The organism is Micromonospora sp. NBC_00858 (assembly GCF_045207365.1).
In the GTDB taxonomy this organism is placed as follows: Bacteria; Actinomycetota; Actinomycetes; order Mycobacteriales; family Micromonosporaceae; genus Micromonospora.
Map to the genome: position 1 here is coordinate 6,848,085 of NZ_CP108828.1, position 18,464 is coordinate 6,866,548.

At 73.8% G+C, this 18,464-nt stretch carries 14 protein-coding genes and 1 riboswitch; of the genes, 5 read left to right on the plus strand and 9 right to left on the minus strand.

The annotated features are described in order from the left end of the window. Window positions 1-29: 29 nt before the first annotated feature. Genes OG990_RS31885 through OG990_RS31915 form a run of 7 tightly spaced genes read right to left on the minus strand, consistent with a single transcriptional unit; the run spans window position 30 to window position 8,456 of the window. Window positions 30-2,279 carry an AAA family ATPase gene (locus OG990_RS31885; RefSeq protein ID WP_406078109.1) on the minus strand — a complete coding sequence of 750 codons (2,250 nt, stop codon included), beginning with the start codon at window positions 2,277-2,279 and terminating at the stop codon, window positions 30-32. 36 nt (window positions 2,280-2,315) lie between these two features. Further along, window positions 2,316-2,849: a hypothetical protein gene (locus OG990_RS31890; protein ID WP_406078110.1), complete on the minus strand. Its 534-nt coding sequence runs from the start codon at window positions 2,847-2,849 to the stop codon at window positions 2,316-2,318. A 39-nt stretch (window positions 2,850-2,888) separates the two neighbouring features. Next, a complete protein-coding gene (locus tag OG990_RS31895) occupies window positions 2,889-3,653 on the minus strand; it encodes a GTP-binding protein (RefSeq protein WP_406078111.1) in 765 nt (254 codons plus the stop codon). Beyond that, window positions 3,631-4,119, minus strand: coding sequence for a DUF742 domain-containing protein (locus tag OG990_RS31900; protein ID WP_406078112.1), 489 nt, complete (start codon window positions 4,117-4,119; stop codon window positions 3,631-3,633). The genes OG990_RS31895 and OG990_RS31900 overlap by 23 nt, the downstream gene beginning before the upstream one ends. Continuing rightward, window positions 4,116-4,592, minus strand: a complete 477-nt coding sequence (locus OG990_RS31905; RefSeq protein WP_355601707.1) for a roadblock/LC7 domain-containing protein — start codon at window positions 4,590-4,592, stop codon at window positions 4,116-4,118. The genes OG990_RS31900 and OG990_RS31905 overlap by 4 nt, the downstream gene beginning before the upstream one ends. Then, window positions 4,589-7,276 (minus strand): nitrate- and nitrite sensing domain-containing protein, encoded by a 2,688-nt coding sequence (locus OG990_RS31910; protein ID WP_406078113.1) that lies wholly within the window; start codon window positions 7,274-7,276, stop codon window positions 4,589-4,591. Before OG990_RS31910 ends, OG990_RS31905 begins: the two co-directional genes overlap by 4 nt. Further along, window positions 7,263-8,456, minus strand: coding sequence for a hypothetical protein (locus OG990_RS31915; protein WP_406078114.1), 1,194 nt, complete (start codon window positions 8,454-8,456; stop codon window positions 7,263-7,265). The genes OG990_RS31910 and OG990_RS31915 overlap by 14 nt, the downstream gene beginning before the upstream one ends. Window positions 8,457-8,820: 364 nt before the next feature. Between OG990_RS31915 and OG990_RS31920 the strand changes: the two genes are divergently transcribed. After that, on the plus strand, window positions 8,821-11,685 hold the full coding sequence (locus OG990_RS31920; protein ID WP_406078115.1) for an alpha/beta fold hydrolase: 2,865 nt from the start codon (window positions 8,821-8,823) through the stop codon (window positions 11,683-11,685). After that, a complete protein-coding gene (locus OG990_RS31925; RefSeq protein ID WP_328420973.1) occupies window positions 11,685-12,581 on the plus strand; it encodes an ABC transporter permease subunit in 897 nt (298 codons plus the stop codon). The genes OG990_RS31920 and OG990_RS31925 overlap by 1 nt, the downstream gene beginning before the upstream one ends. A gap of 10 nt (window positions 12,582-12,591) precedes the next feature. Here OG990_RS31925 and OG990_RS31930 read toward each other — a convergent pair whose 3' ends face one another. Both OG990_RS31930 and OG990_RS31935 read right to left on the minus strand, forming a co-directional pair. Continuing rightward, window positions 12,592-13,287: a DUF4232 domain-containing protein gene (locus OG990_RS31930; protein ID WP_406078117.1), complete on the minus strand. Its 696-nt coding sequence runs from the start codon at window positions 13,285-13,287 to the stop codon at window positions 12,592-12,594. Between the two features lie 826 nt (window positions 13,288-14,113). Then, window positions 14,114-14,518 carry an ArsR/SmtB family transcription factor gene (locus OG990_RS31935; RefSeq protein ID WP_406078118.1) on the minus strand — a complete coding sequence of 135 codons (405 nt, stop codon included), beginning with the start codon at window positions 14,516-14,518 and terminating at the stop codon, window positions 14,114-14,116. Between the two features lie 91 nt (window positions 14,519-14,609). Here OG990_RS31935 and OG990_RS31940 point away from each other — a divergent pair, with 91 nt between their 5' ends. The 3 genes from OG990_RS31940 to OG990_RS31950 all read left to right on the plus strand — a co-directional run bounded on the left by OG990_RS31940 (window position 14,610) and on the right by OG990_RS31950 (window position 18,431). Next, window positions 14,610-15,578 (plus strand): DMT family transporter, encoded by a 969-nt coding sequence (locus OG990_RS31940; protein WP_406078119.1) that lies wholly within the window; start codon window positions 14,610-14,612, stop codon window positions 15,576-15,578. Between the two features lie 67 nt (window positions 15,579-15,645). Further along, a riboswitch (SAM riboswitch) is annotated at window positions 15,646-15,781 on the plus strand. 11 nt (window positions 15,782-15,792) lie between these two features. After that, window positions 15,793-17,079, plus strand: coding sequence for a threonine synthase (gene thrC, locus OG990_RS31945; protein ID WP_406078120.1), 1,287 nt, complete (start codon window positions 15,793-15,795; stop codon window positions 17,077-17,079). Between the two features lie 332 nt (window positions 17,080-17,411). Then, window positions 17,412-18,431: a GNAT family N-acetyltransferase gene (locus OG990_RS31950; protein ID WP_406078121.1), complete on the plus strand. Its 1,020-nt coding sequence runs from the start codon at window positions 17,412-17,414 to the stop codon at window positions 18,429-18,431. Window positions 18,432-18,464 lie beyond the last annotated feature (33 nt).

Genomic DNA, 18,464 nt, shown 5'->3' on the forward strand with positions numbered 1-18,464 from the left:
GGTTGACTCGCTGATCAGTTTTGTTGGCGTCACGACCGGTCGGCGGCGTACCGGGCCAACGAGGCGACCTGGGCCGGGTTCAGCGACGGACGGACCCGGCGACGTGCCGTGGCCACGTGCGCGGCGGTGACGGTGGCGGCGGTCAACGACTCACGCATCGCGGCGAGCGCCGCCTCCCGGACCAGCGCCGCGCAGTCGGCCGCGGAAAAGTCGTCCAGTTCCCCTCCGAGCGCGGCCAGATCGACGTCCGGGGCCAGCGGCACGTTTCGGGACGAAGCTCGCAGGATCTCCGCGCGGGCCGCCCCGTCCGGCGGCGGCACGTAGACCAGCCGCTCCAACCGGCCCGGCCGCAGCAGCGCCGGGTCGACCAGGTCCGGACGGTTCGTCGCGCCGACCACCACCACGTTGCGCAGCGTCTCCACCCCGTCCAGCTCGGTGAGCAGCGCGGCGACCACCCGGTCCGTGGTGCCCCCGTCGCTGGCCTGACCGCGGATCGGCGCCAGCGCGTCCACCTCGTCCAGGAAGATCAGCGCGGGAGCCGCTTCCCGGGCCCGACGGAACAGCTCGCGAACGGCGCGTTCGCTCTCGCCCACCCACTTGGAGAGCAACTCCGCGCCCTTCACCGAGAGCACGTTCGCCCGCCCCGACCCGGCCAGAGCCGTGACCAGGTACGTCTTGCCGCAGCCGGGCGGCCCGTAGAGCAGCACGCCGCGCGGCGGCTGTACGCCGAGGCGAGCGAAGGTGTCCGGGTAGGTCAGCGGCCAGAGCACCGACTCGGTCAGCGTCTGCTTGACCTCGACCAGGTCCCCCACGTCGTCGAGGGTCACCGAGGCCAACTCCAGGGTGGAGGCGGCCATCGTGGTCGGCCGGACCACCTCCAGGGCGGCGGTGAAGTCGGCCATCGACACGGTCGGCGTCTCGGCCGCCTTCTGCCGCAGCGCCGCCCGTACCCCGGCCTCCCGGACCAGCGCCGCCAGGTCCGCCGCCACGAACCCGGGGGTACGGCCGGCCACCTCGTCCAGTCGGACGTCGTCGGCCAGCGGCACCTGCCGGGTCAGCACGGTGAGCTGCTCGCGGCGCAGCGCCGGGTCGGGTAGCGGGATGCTGATCCGCAGCGACAGCAGGTCCGGCGCGCGCAGGGCCGGGTCGACCGCCTCCGGCCGGCCGGTGGTGCAGACCACGGCGACGCCGGCCCGGACGGCCTCCGCGAGCACCTGCCGGAACACCGTGGCCACCGGGCCGGGCTCGTCCGCCGGGGCGAGCGCCTCGACGTCGGTGACCAGCAACACCGCCGGCCCGCCGGCCCGGACCGCCGTCGCCACGGCACGCAGCCGGTCGGCGGCGGCCTGGTTGGCCAGCGCGGCCACCTCGGGCGCCCAGAGCGGGTGTACGCGGGCACCGACCCGGGCCGCAACTGCCCGGACCAGCGCCGACTTCCCGGAGCCGGCGGGCCCGCTGAGCAGCACTCCCAGCGAGATGGTGGTGCCCAGCCGGCCCAGCACCTCCCGGTGGTGGAAGCCGAGGTCGAGCAGTTCGGTCAGCTCCTCGGCCTGGGCCCGCAGGCCGGGCAGCTCATCCACGTCGGGCGCGTCGTCGTTCGTCCAGTCCGCCGCCGCAGCCGCCGCAGCGGCCGGCGGGTGCCCGCCGGCATTCGCGAGGGGCCGCTCCGCCGGGGTGAGCCGGCCGGGCGCGGAGCCGTGGGTGGTCGGGCCGTGCTCCCAGCCGACCAGCGTGTCCATGGTGACCAGCGCGCCAGCGGCCGGCTCGACCGCGACAACGGTGAGCAGGGTGCTGGTCCAGGCGAACCCGACCGTGTTGGCGAGGCTGCGCCGGGCCGCCTCGATCAGGCCGCGTACCGAGGCGTCCGGCAGCACGTCCTGCGGCAACAGCGACACGTCGTCGCCGGCGGTGACCACCTTGCCCAGCAGGGCGAGCCGGAGCATCTCCGGGCTGACCGCCGCGACCACCTCCACCGGCCCGGCCAGGGTGACCCGGCTCGCCGGGGTCAGGGGTACCGGCGTCACCCGCACCTGACCGCCGTCGCGGAGGCCGAGGTTGCCCAGCGTCAGGTCGTCGGCGTACAGGAGGGCGGTGCTCGCTCCCGGCTCCGCCGCCGCCACGATCCCGGCCGTCTCCCGGCGGCCGGCCAGCCGGACCGGGTCGCCGGGGCGCAGCCCCAGCGCGGTCAGCGCCTCCGGGTGCAGCCGCACGATGCCCCGGCGGGCATCCAGTGCCGCCGGCCGCAGGCTCGCGGTCAGGGTCAGGTCGGGTTGCGCCACCGCCCGACCGTACGCGCCGGCCGCCAGCCCCGCTGGTCAGCGCCGGGGATCAAGCTCGTTCAACAGCGACGGGTCCCGCCGGATCAGCTCGGCCAGCCGGGCCGCCGGGTCGGCGGTCAGCCCGTCCGGGCCGGGTGCCCAGGCCGGCACCGTCCGGCCGGACAGTGGCCAGGCCGGCGGTGGTTCCGGCGGGGGCGCCGACAGCTCCGGGCCGACCGTGACGTCCGGCCCGTCCCAGGAGACCCGCAGCGGGTACGTCCGCCCGGCGTGCTCGACGCGGACGGTCACCGCCAGCCCCGGGTGGGCGCCGACGACCTGCCGTACCGCCTCGGCCACCTCCTCGACCGGACCCCACCCGGCCACCTCACCGGGGGTGTCCCGCCCCGCGTGTCGGGCGTCGTGCCGGCCCGGTCCGGCGTTGCGGGTGTCGGTGCGGCCGCTTCCGGGCTGAGCCGGCCCATCGACCTGATCCGGTGGTGGTGTGCTGTCGTCACGGTCGGCGGCCAGCCGGCGCAGCGCCTCCTCGCGCCGGGCCAGCCGGGCCAGCGTTTCGTCCAGGTCGCCCCTCACCAGATCACCCCTTCCCGCCCACGGCCGGAGCCGGTCGGCTCAGGCCCTCCTGTCCCGGGTGGCCCGTTCCAGCGCACAGTCCAGGACGACCAGCAGGGCGTCCCGTACCGAAAGCCGGTCCCGGGCATCGAACTGGACCAGGGGAACATGCTCCCCGATGGCCAGCGCCCACCGGATCTCGCCGAGCTCCAGGGCCAACCGCCCGTCGAAGGCGTTGACCCCGACCACGAACGGCAGCCCGGCCCGCTCGAAGAAGTCGATCGCCGGGAAGCAGTCGTCCAGCCGGGCGCTGTCAACCACCACCAGGGCGCCGAGCGCACCCCGGGCCAGGTCGTCCCACATGAAGCCGAACCGGGTCTGCCCCGGCGTACCGAACAGGTAAAGCTTGAGGCTGCGGTCGATGGTTACGCAACCGAAGTCCATCGCCACCGTGGTCGTCGTCTTGTGCGACCGGACGCCCGGGTCGTCCACGCCGATCCCGGCGATGGTCATCTCGGCCTCGGTGGTCAGCGGCGCGATCTCGGAGATCGCGCCGACCGTGGTGGTCTTACCCACCCCGAACCCGCCGGCAATCAGAATCTTGACCGGGATCGGTGGCGCGGCAGGAGGCCGGTTGGCCGGTGCCGGCGTCGACCCCGAACCGGCCAGTGGCTGGTACGGCGGCGGTGGCGCGGGCAGCGGCTGGCCGGTGCGTCCGAGCGCGGGACCGGTGGTCGGCGAGGTGCCGTAGCGGGCGGCGGCGCTGTTGCCGGCGGGCCCACCGAGCGGGGCGACCGGCCATTCAGGAGATCGCACGGAGTCCATCAATCACTCGCAGGATGAGGTTGGGGTCGAAGGCACCGTCGGCGTCCGTGACGTGCACGTCCAGGTGCCCGGCTGCCCGCAGGTCGCCGACCAGGACCCGGGTCACGCCGAAGTGCAGCCGGGTCCGGGCCGAGAGTTCGGCCACCGAGATCGGCTCGGTGCAGAGCGCGATGATCGCCTGGAGCTCCGGCGCCAGCAGGACGCCCGGCGGGCCGGTCCACCAGCCGCTGTCCGCGCGGACGGTCACCTGCGTCTCCAGGCCGATCGCCGGGTCCGCCCCGGCAACCCGTCCGGAGGTGAGCACGAACGGCCGGGGACCGCCCGGCCGGTCATCGCCGGATTCCGGCTCGGGCAGCGCCGTTGCCGCCGACGCGCCGCCCCCGGACGGGGGCGGCGTACGCAGGTAGGGGCGGATCCGGACACCGGGTTCCGGGTCCGGATCCTCGCCGGCGACGTCGAGGATCACTGCTGGACGGCGTTCTTCAGCTCGACGATCAGCCGCGGGGTGAGGGCGCCACCGGCCCGTCCGGCGAAGAGCGTCATCTCGTACGCGACGGTACCCAGGTTCGCCGACCGGTCGGCGACCACGCCGAGGACCGATCCGCTGCTGATCGCGCTGATCAGGAGGTAGCCGTCGGCCATGTCGACGATCACCCGGTTGAGGCCGCCGAGCGCGTACCAGCTGGCCGCGCCGCCGGCGAGGCTGGTCATGCCGGAGACCACGGCGGCCAGCCGCTCCGCGTTGGACCGGTCCTTGATCGCCGACATGGCCATCAGCAACCCGTCCGAGGAGACCGCGATCGCCTCCAGCACGCCGGCCGTGCTGGAGGTGAAGGAGTCCAGGAGCCAGTTGAACGTGCGCGCCTCCGGGCTGAGGTCCCCGACGGCGCCGGACGGGCTCTGGTGGTCGACATTGTCGTGCAGGAAGGGGCTGGTCACCGTGATGATCCTTCTTCGTTCCGACGGTCTGGGCTGACTTCGCGGAGAGCACGGGCGACGCCCGCCTCGAACTCGGTGAGGAGCTTGCGGATCTCGGCCGGATCGCCGAGGTGCGGGCTGGCCGCCTGGCAGGGCGGGTCGACAGTGAGGTTCGCTCCGGGTACCCGCCGACTCAGCAGGGGCCGGCCCGGGGTGGTCCCTGCCGAGCCGGCGGTGTCCGCGACCGTGGGGCCGAGACCGCCAGGTGTGGCGGGACGGTCGACCTTCACGCTCAGCTCGGCTCGGCGTACGCCGGCCTGAAACGCCTCGACCAGCGCGCGGGCGGCGGCCGGGTCGGCGTCGGTGGCGTCCACCGGGCCGACTGGCGCCGTGGCGGCGGGCAGGCTGGCCCCGGGCACCCGTTGCCGGACCCGTGGGCCGAGGGGCGTACCCGTCGGTTCCGGCCTCTCCGGCCCCGGCACAGGGCGGTCCGGGTGGCCGATGCCGGCGCCGGCGATGCCCGCCCCGCCGGCCGTGCCGCGCCCCGGTCGGCGGGGCAGGCCCGAGTCGGTCGCCGGGAGGTCCACCGGGGCGGCCGGCGTTGCGGCGGAGGCGTCGGCGGGCGCGCTGATCTGCGCTGTGGAGGCAGCGGCGCCGAACGCGTCCCAGGGCCTGCCCGACTCCAGGCTGCGGGTGGCGCGGCTGAGCAGGTCCGAGTCGAAGCCGGCGGGTGCCGCGGGGGCGGCTGCCGTGAGGGACCGGGTACCCCGGCCGGTTTCGTGTGCGGTCAGCGAGCGGCGGTCCCGGTCCGGCACCGCGGCCCGGGCCACGGTGGCCCCGGCCCGGTCGGCAGGGCGCAGCACCAGCGACACCGGCGGGATCTCCAGCCGGGCGGTCACGCCGCCGCCGGTGGTGGCGGCCAGGTTGACCGTCCAGCCGTGGCGGCGGGCCAGCCGGCCCACCACGAAGAGGCCGAGCACCTCGGTCGGCGTCAGGTCGAGCCGTTCCCGGCGGGTGAGCCGGGCGTTCTCCTCGGCCAACCGTTGCTCGGTCATGCCGATGCCCCGGTCCAGCACCGTGATCCGGGCACCGAGCCCGGACGCCTCACCGACCACCAGCACCCGGGTGTGCGGCGGGGAGAAGACGGTGGCGTTCTCCATCAGCTCGGCCAGCGCGAGGACGAGGTCGCCGACCACCGCCGGTGCGGCCGAGATGCCAGCCGGCACCTGCACGTCCACCCGGGTGTAGTCCTCGATCTCGCCGAGCGCCAGCCGGACCACGTCGGCCAGCGGCACCGGTGCGGTGTGCGCGTCGGCCCCGGCGGAGCCGGAGAGCACGACCAGGCTGCCGGCGTTACGCCGTAGCCGGCTGGAGATGTGGTCGAGCCGGTAGAGGTGCTCCAGCCGGCCCGGATCGGCCTCCTGCTGCTCCAGCCGGTCGATCAGCGCGATCTGCCGGCCCACCAGGTTCTGCGTACGCCGCCCGACGTGGCCGAACATCTGCGCCACGTTGCGCCGGCCGGCGACCTGCCGTTCGACCAGCCGGGCAGCGGTGCTCTGCACCCGGTCGAAGGCCCGAGCCAGGTCACCGATCTCGTCGCGGGCCCGGATGTCCACCGGATCCAGCCGGATCGGCTGGGCGTTCTCCGTCTCGTCGTCGGCGACCCGGACCAGCTCCGCCTCGGCGACCCGGGCGACCCGGTCCGCGGAGAGGGTGAGCCGGGTCAGCGGCCTCGCCACCGTTCGGGCGACGACCGCACTGAGCAGGACGACCATCGCCAGGATCAGCGCCGCCGCGCCGCCGACCAGGTACGCGGCGGTCAGCGCCCGCCGCTGTTCGGCGGTCACCTCGGCGAGTACGTCGGCGACCAGCTTCTTCTCCACGAACTGGCCGAGCCGGATCATCGAGCGGACGGACGGGAAGAGCGCGTCCAGCGGCACGTCACGGATCGCGTCGGCCGGGTCGCGGGCGCTGGTGACCAGGAAGTCGGGGCTGGTACGTGCGGCCACCGCCACGTCGTTGAGCCGTGCCACCTCCAGCTGCTCGGGCGTGATCAGGCTGCGGAAGCGCTGGCTGTCCACCTGGAGGGCGGCCATGCAGGCCACGTACCCGGCGCTGGCCTGCGGGCTGTCGGTCGCCTTGACCAGCACGATCAGGGTGGCGCAGGCGCCCAGCCCCTCGTCGGCGCGCAGCAGCCCGTCCAGGGCCAGCACCTGGCGGCCCGGCTGCGTGTCGGTGTCCACGCTGAACGGCAGCCGGAGCGAGTCGATCATTCCCCGGTTGACCGGGCCGAACGCGTCCATCACCTGGATCGGGCTCGCTGACCGGGCGAGCACGGCGGTCCGCAGGTCGATGAGGCTGGACACCCCGTACAGGGCGTGGTCGACCCGGTCGGTCAGCGCGTCGCTCCCCCCGGCCCGTAGGTCGGCTACCCGGTCGTCCACATCGGCGGTCTTGCGGACCAGTTCGGCGCGTTCCACCCGGCCGAGCAGGAAGCCCACCGAGAGGATGCGTTCCTGCTGGAGGTCCTGCACCAGGCTGCCGACCCGGCTGGCGAGCCGCACCCGCTCGGCGATGTCGTCGGCGCGCTGCGCCGCAGCCACCCGGTCGAGCACCACGGGCACCGCGAGGCCGACCATGCTGAGCAGGGGGATCAGCACGAGCAGCGCGAGCTTGCCGCGGATCCGGAGCCTACCGAGCAGCATCGAACGCCCCCCACTGGGCGGATTCCGGGTCGCGGGTCGCGCCGACCGGTTGCAGTGGCCGTGGGTCGCCGGGTCGGCCGGCGCTGACCGCCGGCTGCCAGAAACCGCCGGACGGAGGGGTGCCGGGGCTATCCGCGCCCGGTGCGGTCATGGCGGCCCGGCGACGGGCCCGACGGCTGGCGGCGATGAGGAGTGCGGCGAGCCAACCCAGCAGCAGCGCGGCGGCCACCCCGGCCCCGGCGGTCAGCCAGCGGTCCCGGTCCAGCCCGTCGATCCGCTCGGCCAGCAGGGCGTCCAGCTCACTGAGGATGACCGGCTGGAGCTGGAGGGCGGCGGTGTGCGCATCGAGCCGGGCGGCGGCCAGCCGACCCGGGTCCACCGTGCCGGTGCCGGCGGCCGGGGCGGAGTACGCGGCCAGCGCCTCCACCGAGCGCTGGTAGGTGTCCAGTGGGGTCAGCACGTTCGCACCCAGGTCCGTGCTCTCCGAGCTGTCCACCGCGGCGCGCAGGTTGTCGACCAGGTCGGCGGCGGGGGCCAGGGCGGCCACCCGCAGGCCGGTCAGCTCGATCAGGCTGCGGGTCTGTTCGGCGGCCGGGCGGCGAGCGGCGAGCGTGCCCAGGTCGGCGAGCCGGCCGGCGGCCACCACCGCCTCGGGCAGCTCCTGGCCGGCGCTGTCCTGGAGGGAGAAAGAGTCGGTGCCCGGGTCGCGCACCAGCCCGGAGCTTTCCCGGACCTTGCGGTGCAGGGCCAACAGCAGGTCGGTGACCTCGCCGTACGCGGTGTAGGCGGACTCGGGGTCGGTGGGGCTGCGGTCGCGCAAGGTTTCCAGTCTGGCCCGCAGCCCGGCCCAGCGTTCCTGGCTGCGCAGCTCGGCGCCGATCCGAGCGTCCACCTCGGCGGCGTCCTCGACCGTGCGGGTCAACGCCTCCCTGGAGACGGGGCGGCCGCTGACGGCGGCGGACTGGGCGTCGACCAGCGCGCCGGTGACCGGGGCGAGGGCGCGGAGATACTGCACGCCGAGCCGTTCCCGGGCGGCCAGATCCCGGTCGTCGCTGGTCTGCCGCCAGGTCTGGGTGAGGAGCAGACCCACCGGTGCCAGCAGCGCCGTGATGAGCAGCAGCGGCAGCAGTCGACCCAACATGGACGGCCTTCGACGGACCCGCGGCGCGGGGACTGTCATGTGTGTCTCCTCCGGCGGTGGGCGCGGTGTCGGGTTTCGCCGATGAGTCCCGTGCACCGGACCGGAAAACTAACCGAACCTTCCGGTGGCCAACCCGTCGTCGGTGAGTCGGGTTTGCGTCAGTTCGAGCGATGTCACTGTTCGTCCGTGTTGCCGGCACGCTGCGTCCCGTCGACGGGTGTGACATGAAGGGATCGAGGTGGATATCCGCCGAAGATCGGAATTCACGGGATGCGAACTCAACTCACTGTGCCGCGTCGCACGGTGGGCGGTCGCATCCCGTCCGGTCGCCGATCGGGGCAACCGGACGGACGTACGGCGGATCTCAGCCAACGCTCAGCCTGTGGCCCGTACCGTGTGCCGCATGAGATCGCCGTCGCCGGCCGCGTGGTTCCGGCGTGCCCTGCCCACCCGCCGCCGCGCGATCGCCGCAGCGACGGTCGTCGTGCTGTTGGCGGCCGTCGTGACCTGGGCGGTGTGGCCGCAGGGATCGGGTGTGCGCACCGAGAGCGCGATGCTCACCGTCCGCTCCGGGCCGGCCGGCGACCAGCCTGTCGACCTGGACACCACCTTCTACCTGCCGGCCGACGCGTCGTCCGGCAGGAAGGTGCCGGCGGTGTTGCTGGCGCACGGGTTCGGCGGCACCAAGGAGTCGGTACGGTCCGACGCCGAGGAGTTCGCCGGGCGCGGTTACGCGGTGCTCACCTGGACGGCGCGGGGCTTCGGCCGCAGCGGTGGCGAGATCCACCTGGACAGCCCGGACTACGAGGTACGCGACGCCGAGCGGCTGCTGGACTGGCTGGCCGCCCGGCCGGAGGTGCGCACCGACGCCGCTGGCGACCCGAAGGTCGGTGTGGTCGGCGGCTCGTACGGCGGTGGGTTGGCGCTGCTGCTGGCCGCCCAGGACCGTCGGGTCGACGCGATCGTCCCCATGATCACCTGGAACGACCTGTCCCGGGCGTTCCTGCCAGAGAGCACCGGCGGGGCGCCGACCGAGGGGGTGTTCAAGAAGGGTTGGGCCGGCCTCTTCTTCGGCGGGGGCGGCAACGTGGGCACCGGCCCGGCCGGGATCTCCGGCGGGGCCGCCGCGCAGCCGCAGGGCGCACCGGCCTCCGCCGGCCCGCCCAGCCCGGATCCGGGCGCCGGCCCGGGCACGGGTCCCGGTGGCGCCCCGGCCGGCGCTGCCGACCCGTCCTGCGGCCGGTTCGCCGCCGACGTGTGCGCCGCGTACCTTCGGATCGCCACCACCGGGCAGGCCGACCAGGCCGCCGTGGACCTGCTGCGCCGCTCCAGCCCGGCGGGCGTGCTGGACCGGATCACGGCACCCACCCTGCTGGTGCAGGGCGAGGCGGACACTCTCTTCCCGCTCGGCGAGGCGGACGCCAACGCGCGGGGCATCGCCGCCGCCGGCACCCCGGTGCGGGTCGCCTGGTTCACCGGCGGGCACGACGGCGGTGCGGGCCCACGCTCGGACTCGGACCGGGTGAAGTTCCTGACCGTCCAGTGGCTCGACCACTACGTCAAGGGCGAGGGCGATGCGCCCGGCGACGACTTCACCTGGTCGCGGATCGCCGGCTTCGACGCGCTCGACCGGGGGCTGGTCGCCACCGGCTTCCGTCGCGCCGACTATCCGGGCCTGACCGGCAGCAGCCGCCGGGAGGTCGCGGTCGCCGGCCCCGCCCAGCCGATCGCGAACCCGCCGAACGGCAACCCGGCCGCCATCTCCTCGATCCCGTTCGCCGGTGGGCTCGCGTCGCTGCTGGACGGGGTGGCCGGCGACGTTCCCGGCCAGCACGCCCGGTTCGAGTCGGCGCCGCTGACCGAGGCCGTGGATGTGGCGGGCGCGCCCACCGTCAGCCTGCGGGCCGCGTCGCCGACCGGCGAGGCGGTGCTCTTCGTCAAGCTCTACGACGTCGACCCGGACGGCGCGGCCACGCTGCAGAACGGGCTGGTCGCCCCGGTTCGGCTCACCGGCCTGCCGCAGCGGGTGCAGGACGCCCGCCCGGTCACCGTGACGCTGCCCGGGATCGTCCGCCGGGTGGAGGCCGGGCACCGGCTGCGGCTGGTGGTGGCCAGCTCCGACCAGGCGTACACCACACCGGCCCAGCCCACCGTCTACACGGTGGCGGCGGACGGCGCGGTCAGCCTGCCCACGATCAGCGGCGAACCGATCCCCACCGCGGCGATCATCTGGCGTTGGGTCCTCGCCGGCCTGCTCGCCGCCATCGCGATCGGCCTCGTCGTGGTCGTCGCCGTGGTCCGGCGCCGGCACCGTCGACAGGACCGCTCCGTGCATCCGGAGTACGCGGACACGCCGCTGGCCGTGCGGCGGCTGCGCAAGGAGTACGCGGACGGCTTCGTCGCGGTGTCGAACGTGGACTTCGAGGTGCACCCGGGTCAGGTGGTGGGCCTGCTCGGGCCGAACGGCGCGGGCAAGACCACCACGCTGCGGGTGCTGATGGGGCTGACCCAGCCGACCGCCGGGGAGATCTACGTCTTCGGCCGCCGACTGGTGCCCGGCTCGCCGGTGCTCTCCCGGATCGGCGCGCTGGTGGAGGGGCCCGGCTTCCTGCCGCACCTGTCCGGCCTGGACAACCTGAAGGCGTACTGGCGGGCCACCGGGCGACCGGCGGCGGACGCGCACTTCGACGCGGCGCTGGAGATCGCCGGGCTGGGCGACTCGGTGCACCGGAAGATCAAGAACTACAGCCACGGGATGCGCCAGCGACTGGCCATCGCCCAGGCCATGCTCGGCCTGCCGGAGCTGCTGGTGTTGGACGAGCCGACCGACGGGCTCGACCCACCGCAGATCGCCGAGATGCGCCGAGTCCTCCAGCGGTACGCCACGGACGGTCGTGCGGTGCTGGTCTCCAGCCACCTGCTGGCCGAGGTGGAGCAGACCTGTACGCACGCGGTGGTGGTGAACAAGGGCCGGATCGTCGCATCCGGGCCGGTGGAGGAGATCGTGGGCGAGTCCCCGAGCGTGCTCTTCGACGTCACCGATCCGGTGGCGGCGCGGGCGGTGCTGGACCGGCTGCACGGGGTCCGGGTGCTGCCGGAGAGCGACGGCCAGTTGGTGGTCGACACCAACGGCACGGCCCGCAGCGAGGTGGTGGCCGAGCTGGTGCGCGCCGGCATCGGGGTGGATCGGGTGGTGCCCCGGCGGCGCCTGGAGGACGCGTTCCTCGCCCTGGTGGGCGAGAACTCTCGGGGAAGCGGTGACCGGTGATGGCTGGCTCTTCCGTCGAGGCGCCGATGGGCGTCACCGATCCGGCTGGCGCGGCCCGGGGCTACCGGCCGTCGGCCACGATGCCGTTCGGCGCGGAGTTCCGCCGCCAGGCGTCCCGGCGGCGAACCCAGTTGGCGCTCGGGTTCATGGTGCTGCTGCCGCTGGTCATCCTGGTCGCCTTCCAGTTCAACTCCGGTGGCGACGACGACAACGGCAACAACGAGTTCGCCAGCCTGGTCGACCTGGCCACTGCTGGCGGGCTCAACTTCACCCTGTTCTCGATCTTCGTGTCGGCGTCGTTCCTGCTGGTGGTGGTCGTGGCGCTGTTCTGCGGCGACACGGTGGCCAGCGAGGCGAGCTGGGGCAGCCTGCGTTACCTGCTGGCGATCCCGGTGCCCCGGGCCCGGCTGCTCACCGTGAAGCTGGTGGTCGCGCTCGCGTACTCGGGGCTGGCCCTGCTGTTGCTGGCTGGTACCGCGCTGGTCGCCGGCACCCTGCGGTACGGCTGGTCGCCGCTGCGCAGCACGGTCGCCGCGGAGCTGGAGCCGGCCGAGGGGCTGCTCCGGCTGCTGGCGGTGCTCGGCTACCTGGCGGTCGTCCTGCTGGTGGTGGCCGGGCTGGCGTTCCTGCTGTCGGTGACGACGGACGCCGCGCTGGGCGCGGTGGGCGGCGCGGTGCTGCTCTGGATCCTGTCCAGCATCCTGGACCAGATCACCGCGCTCGGTGCGCTGCGCGACTTCCTGCCCACCCACTTCAGCACCGCCTGGCTGGGGCTGCTCTCCACCCCGGTGCAGACCGACGACGTGGTACGCGGCTGTATCTCGGCGATCAGCTACGCGACGCTGTTCTGGGGGCTGGCGTTCTGGCGCTTCACCCGCAAGGACATCACCTCGTAGCCGGCTGACCTCAGAGCCGGATGTCGGGCGGGCTCACCGACGACGGCACCGCGCTCGGCGCCGGCGGCTGAGCCGGCTGCGTCGGCACCGGCGCGGGCGGGTCGGCCTTCTTCCAGGCGCTGACGCCGATCCGGCCGGTGTTGCCCACGTCGATCGGGCCGTCCGGGTCGACGTCCTCGACCGGCTGCCCGGCGGCGGGCGCGACCAGCAGGTACGCCCCGTTGGTGGCCGGCACGGTCGAGTCGGTGACGAGGTTGCGCCAGAGGACGGTGGCGACGGCCCGTTCACCCTTCTGCAGCGTGAACTGCTGGGGCGGATGGTCGAACCCCGGGGTGATCTCCTTCGCCCCGGGCACCACCCGCAGGGTGATCGGCTCGCGCTGCTCGTCCAGCACGCGCAGCGCCGGGTACCCCTTCAACCGGTACGGCTGGTCGCCGCAGTTGACCAGCTCCAGCCCGAGGGCGCGCAGTCCCATGGCGGCGTCCGACCCCCTTGTCCGGACCCGGAGGCCCGACTCCGGGCACCAGAACGGCGGGCTGACGTACGCCGACGGCGTCGGGCTGGGCGTGGCCGTGACCCCGGGCAGCCGGCTCGGGCCATCCCCCGCCTGGCCTCGATGGTCGGCGGGAGCACAGGCGCCGAGCACGAGAGCCATCGCGACCGCCACGCCGGTCCTTCGCCGCGCTGCCGTGCCGTGCAAGGTCATCCGTTGATCCTCGCCCACGCGAGCTTCCGATCGCCGCCCGGCCCTCTGGATCTCATCGGCTCCCGCATCGGCTCCCGCATCGGCTCCCGCATCGGCTCCTGCATCGACTCCCGCATCGCGCCCCCGGCCTCGCGCCCCGGCCGCGCCCCGGGCTCGAGGCCCCGGCCTCGCGGCCCCGGCCTCGCACCCCGGCCGCGCCCCGGCTTCGCACCCCGGCCGCGCCCCGGCTTCGCGCCCCGGCCGCGCCCCGGCTTCGCGCCCCGGCCGCGCCCCGGGCTCGCGGCCCCGGGCTCGCGCCCCGGCCTGCCGGCCCGCCGGCCCGGCCTGCCGGTTGCTGACCCTGTCGAGCTGCCCCATATTTGGACCATCGCCGCGAGGGTTGCGCGGCGACCAGTCACCTGACCGGTTCTGCCGGGCTGGCTGCTCTGCTGGGGCGGCTGCTCTGCCGGGCTGGCTGCTCTGCTGTGCCGGGCTGGCTGCTGTGCCGGGCTGGGGCGCGAGGCGGGGCGGTTGCGGTGCTGGGCTGGCTGCTCTGCCTGGCTGCTGTGCAGGGGCGGCTGCTGTGCCGGGCCGCTGCTCTGCCGCCGCTCCCTCTCGGCACGGACCTGACGAGGGCTTCCGGGTGCCTCTGGAGCTGAATGGTTGGGGACATCGCTCGTCCGCGTGTAGCGGCCGGCGGTCATTGACCCGGCACACGGCCGGCATGCTGAGGCAAGCGCACAATCCGGCACTGAGCGGTGGTAACGCCGACGTCCAACCCCGCCCCATATCTGGGGCAGCTCGACAGGGCGTGCAGGCAGTCCGTTACTCCCGACCGCCGGGCTCGTCAGCCCGCCGTCACGTCGCGTCGCCAGCGGTGCCGGCCGCTCTCAGGCTGGCTCGGGGCGGCTCGGGGCGGCTCGGGGCGGCGCGGGGCGGCGCGGCTCGGGGCGGGCGGGGCGGGGGTGAGGACGGCGTTCAGGAGGCCGGGGTAGAGGCGCTCCAGCTCGTCTCGCCGGAGGCGGACGTAGCGGCTGGTGCCGGCGGCCCGGGTGCGGGTCAGGCCGGCCTCGCGCAGCACCTTGAGGTGGTGGCTGCGGGTCGCCTTGGAGACGCCGAACTCGAAGGTGTTGCAGGCGAACTCGCCGCCCTCGGCGAGCGCCCGGACGATCTGCAGCCGCACGTCGTCGGCGAGTGCGGCCAGCACGGTGGTGACCGGTACGGCGGTCAGGTCGGGTTCGTGCGGCTCCATGTGACCAGTATAACCGTTGTTCGACAATCGTCGAACAAGTCCCTAGGGTCGGTGTCGCTGGTTCGACGATTCTCGAACATTGGAGCTGACGATGCGTTCCCGTTCCGCCGCCTATCCGCTGCTCGCCGTGCTCAGCTGGGGAGTGATGTTCCCGGTTCTGGCCAGCGCGCTGACCCGGGTTGATCCGCTCAACCTGACCACCGCCCGCTACCTGCTGGCCGCCCTCATCCTGGTCGCCATCCTGCTGCTCCGTGAGGGTGCCGGCGCGCTGCGGCTCGGCGGTCGGGCCGTCGAGGTGGCGGTGCTCGGTGTGGTCGGCTTCGCCGGCTTCAACGTGCTCACCAACCTGGCGCTCGAGCACGCCGCCCCGCAGCAGATCGCCCTTTTCGTGGCCACCACCCCGGTGATCACCCAACTGGTCCGCTGGGCCCGCGACGGCGTACGCCCGAAGCCCCTCCTGCTGGCCCTCTCCCTGGTGGCGCTCCTCGGCGTCGGCCTGGTGATCACCCGCGGGAGCCTGACCGGGCTCGGTCAGTTCGGCCTCGGCGGGCTGATGATGATCGGCGCGGTGCTCGGCTGGGCGATCTACACCCACGGCGCCAGCCAGTTCGGCACCTGGTCGCCGCTGCGGTACACCACGCTGACCGCGCTCGCCGGCACGGCCGCCATGCTCGCCGCGAGCGTGCTCGCCGACGGCATCGGATGGCAGCACGCGCCGGCCGCCGCCGACCTCGTGGCGGTCGCCCCGCAGTTGGCGTACGCCGTGATCATGGGCGCGGTGATCGCGGTGCTGGCCTGGAACACCGGCGTGCAGCGGCTCGGAGCCGCCAATGCCGCCCTGTTCATGAACCTGGTGCCGGTGACCACCTTCACGGTGCAGATCGTCCGCGGCTACCGGCCGGAGCCGATCGAGCTGGTCGGGGCCGCGATCACCATCGCCGCCCTGGTCGCCGCGAACCTCGCCACCCGGGCCCGGACCGTGACCCCGTCGCGGCCCCAACCGACTGCGGTGACCGATCCGGTCGCGGTGGTCGACTCGGTGGCGGTGGCCAACCGCTGACCCACTCACTGGGATCTGCGGTGGAGGCGGCGCCCGGCGTTGCCTAGACTCGACGGCACAACTGAATACCTCATCCAGAGGGGCTGAGGGATACGGCCCGACGACGCCCCGGCAACCACCCCGCGCGCTCACCGCTGAGCGACCCGCGGGGCAGGTGCCAATTCCGTCCCCGCCGCACCGTGCGGTGTGGGGAAAGATGAGAGGACTCCTCGACATGACGTCGACGCTCGCCACCCCTGGCATCGACACCTCCTCCAGCCCCGCCCGAGCCCTGGTGTGCCGCGCCTGTTCGGCCCGCTACCCGCTCGCCGCCCAACACGCCTGTTACGAGTGTTTCGGCCCGCTGGAGGTCGACTACGACACCGCCGCCCTGGCCGCCGTCACCCGTGAGCAGATCGAGGCCGGCCCGAACAACATCTGGCGGTACGCCGCGCTGCTGCCCGCCGGTCAGGACCCGTCCACCCGGGTGACCCTCGACCCGGGGCTCACCCCGCTGGTGGCGGCCCCGCACCTGGCCGCCGAGCTGGGCATCGCCGCGCCGCTCTGGGTCAAGGACGACAGCGCCAACCCGACCCACTCGTTCAAGGACCGGGTCGTCTCGGTGGCGCTCACCGCCGCCCGCGCGCTCGGCTTCAGCCGGTTCGCCTGCGCCTCCACCGGCAACCTGGCCAACTCGGTGGCCGCGCACGCCGCCCGGGCCGGGGTGCCCTCGGTGGTCTTCATCCCCAGTGACCTGGAGCAGGGCAAGGTCATCACCACCGCGGTCTACGGCGGCGACCTGGTCGCCATCGACGGCTCGTACGACGACGTGAACCGCCTCTGCGGCGAGTTGGTGGAGACCGACGAGTTCGAGGACACGGCGTTCGTCAACGTCAACGTCCGGCCGTACTACGCGGAGGGCTCCAAGACCCTCGGCTACGAGGTGGCCGAGCAGCTCGGCTGGCGGATCCCGGCCCAGGTGGTCATCCCGATGGCCAGCGGCGAGCTGCTCACCAAGATTGACAAGGCGTTCTCCGAGCTGGTCGAGATCGGGCTGGTCGAGGCGCCGGCCGGCGGCTGGAAGGTCTTCGGTGCCCAGTCCGCAGGCTGCAACCCGATCGCCACCGCCCTGCACGCCGATACCGACACGATCACCCCGGTCAAGCCCACCGGCATCGCCAAGTCGCTGAACATCGGCGACCCGGCCGCCGGCCTCTACGCCCTGGAGGCAGTCCGCCGCACCGACGGTTGGATGGAGTACGCCGACGACGACGAGATCCGCGCCGGCATCCGGCAGTTGGCCCGTACCACCGGCGTCTTCGCGGAGACCGCCGGTGGGGTCACCGTGGCGGTGCTGCGCAAGCTGGTCGAGTCCGGTCGGCTCGACCCGACGGCGGAGACCGTGGTGTTCAACACCGGCGAGGGGCTGAAGACCATCGATGCGGTAGCCGGTCAGGTTGGCCCGACCCATCACATCAAGCCGTCCCTCCGCGCCGCCCGCGACGCCGGCCTCCTGGGCTGATCAGCCCCGCCCGCCCCGCCCCGCCCCGCGCCGGAGGGGTGGGCGTGCAGGGTCGGGCGGGGGATAGGGGATCGCCCGGACGGGGGATCGGGCCGATCCGCCGGGTATCTGGCTTTTCGCAGTGAGTGTGGAAAACCCACCGCTCTGGACTTGACGGCAGGAACCGGACGGCGCAAGATGCTCCCTGCGGGAGGGCATTTCGCCGGAGACTTTTGAAGTTCTTGCGACCCAGCGCCGGAGGCGTTGTGCGAGTGTCCCTCCCGACCACGTTCGATCGGGCCAGCGATTAATTCGCTGGCCCGATCGCTTTCCCGGGGTGCACGCTCGGCGGCATGAGCATCACCATCGCGTCGTTCGACGGCGCCGACCGAGCTTCGGTCGACGAGGCGTACCGGATCGGCGCGGCGGCCAACGACGCCGATCTCCCGGACTTCCCGCCCTTCTGCCGGCGTCGCTTCGACGCGTTCTTCCACACGCCGATGCCCGGCACCGAGACGCTCTGGGCGCTGGCCCGACTGGACGGCGTACCGGCCGGCTATGTCCAGCTGGACCTGCCGCAGCTCGACAACACCGAGAACGCCACGGCCGAGCTGGTGGTGAATCCCGAGCTGCGGCGGCGGGGCGTCGGTCGGGCACTGCACGAGCACGGGGTACGCCTGCTGCGCGAGCGCGGACGCAAGCGGGTGGTCGCGATGACCGTCTCGGCGCTGCCCGACGGGCCGGCTCGAACGGTGGCGGGCGATGCGTTCGCCGCCGCGACCGGAGCCCAGTCCGCGCTGGCCGAGGTGCGTCGCCGACTCGAGGTCGGCACCATCGACCGGGTCGCGCTGCGCGCGGCGTTGGCCGAGGCGCACGCCCTGGCCGAGGGCTACCGGTCGGTCTGCTGGCAGGGTGCGACCCCGCAGGAGTACGTGGCGGACGTCGCCTACCTGGACGGCCGGCTGCTCATGGACGCGCCCATGGGAGACGTGCAGTGGGAACCGGAGCAGGTGGACGCCGAGCGGATCCGCGGCACCGAACGGGCCCTGGACGCCCGGGGTCGGCGGCGCTACAACCTCGGGGTGCTGCACGAGGAGTCCGGCCGGCTGGTCGCCTGGACGCTGCTGGACGTGGGCGCCTCCGCCGACTGGCACGCGTTCCAACAGATCACCATCGTCGACCCGGCCCACCGGGGGCACCGGCTCGGCCTGCTCGCCAAGATTGAGAACCTGCATCATCTGCTCACCCACGAGCAGGCGGTACGCGTCATCGACACCTTCAACGCGGCGAGCAACAGCTACATGGTGGCGATCAACGAGCGGCTCGGGTTCCGCCCGGTGGACTCCTGGAGCAACTGGCAGCTCACTCTCTGACGGGTATCGGCGCTACTGCTCACGGGCGCTCCT

What these genes read in the sequence shown, in the direction of transcription:
- OG990_RS31925 (WP_328420973.1), top strand. Translation starts at nt 11,685, where the DNA reads ATGGCTGGCTCTTCCGTCGAGGCGCCGATGGGCGTCACCGATCCGGCT.
- OG990_RS31915 (WP_406078114.1), bottom strand. Translation starts at nt 8,456, where the DNA reads ATGACAGTCCCCGCGCCGCGGGTCCGTCGAAGGCCGTCCATGTTGGGT.
- OG990_RS31950 (WP_406078121.1), top strand. Translation starts at nt 17,412, where the DNA reads ATGAGCATCACCATCGCGTCGTTCGACGGCGCCGACCGAGCTTCGGTC.
- OG990_RS31910 (WP_406078113.1), bottom strand. Translation starts at nt 7,276, where the DNA reads ATGCTGCTCGGTAGGCTCCGGATCCGCGGCAAGCTCGCGCTGCTCGTG.
- OG990_RS31940 (WP_406078119.1), top strand. Translation starts at nt 14,610, where the DNA reads ATGCGTTCCCGTTCCGCCGCCTATCCGCTGCTCGCCGTGCTCAGCTGG.
- OG990_RS31930 (WP_406078117.1), bottom strand. Translation starts at nt 13,287, where the DNA reads ATGACCTTGCACGGCACGGCAGCGCGGCGAAGGACCGGCGTGGCGGTC.
- OG990_RS31920 (WP_406078115.1), top strand. Translation starts at nt 8,821, where the DNA reads ATGAGATCGCCGTCGCCGGCCGCGTGGTTCCGGCGTGCCCTGCCCACC.
- thrC (WP_406078120.1), top strand. Translation starts at nt 15,793, where the DNA reads ATGACGTCGACGCTCGCCACCCCTGGCATCGACACCTCCTCCAGCCCC.
- OG990_RS31935 (WP_406078118.1), bottom strand. Translation starts at nt 14,518, where the DNA reads ATGGAGCCGCACGAACCCGACCTGACCGCCGTACCGGTCACCACCGTG.
- OG990_RS31895 (WP_406078111.1), bottom strand. Translation starts at nt 3,653, where the DNA reads ATGGACTCCGTGCGATCTCCTGAATGGCCGGTCGCCCCGCTCGGTGGG.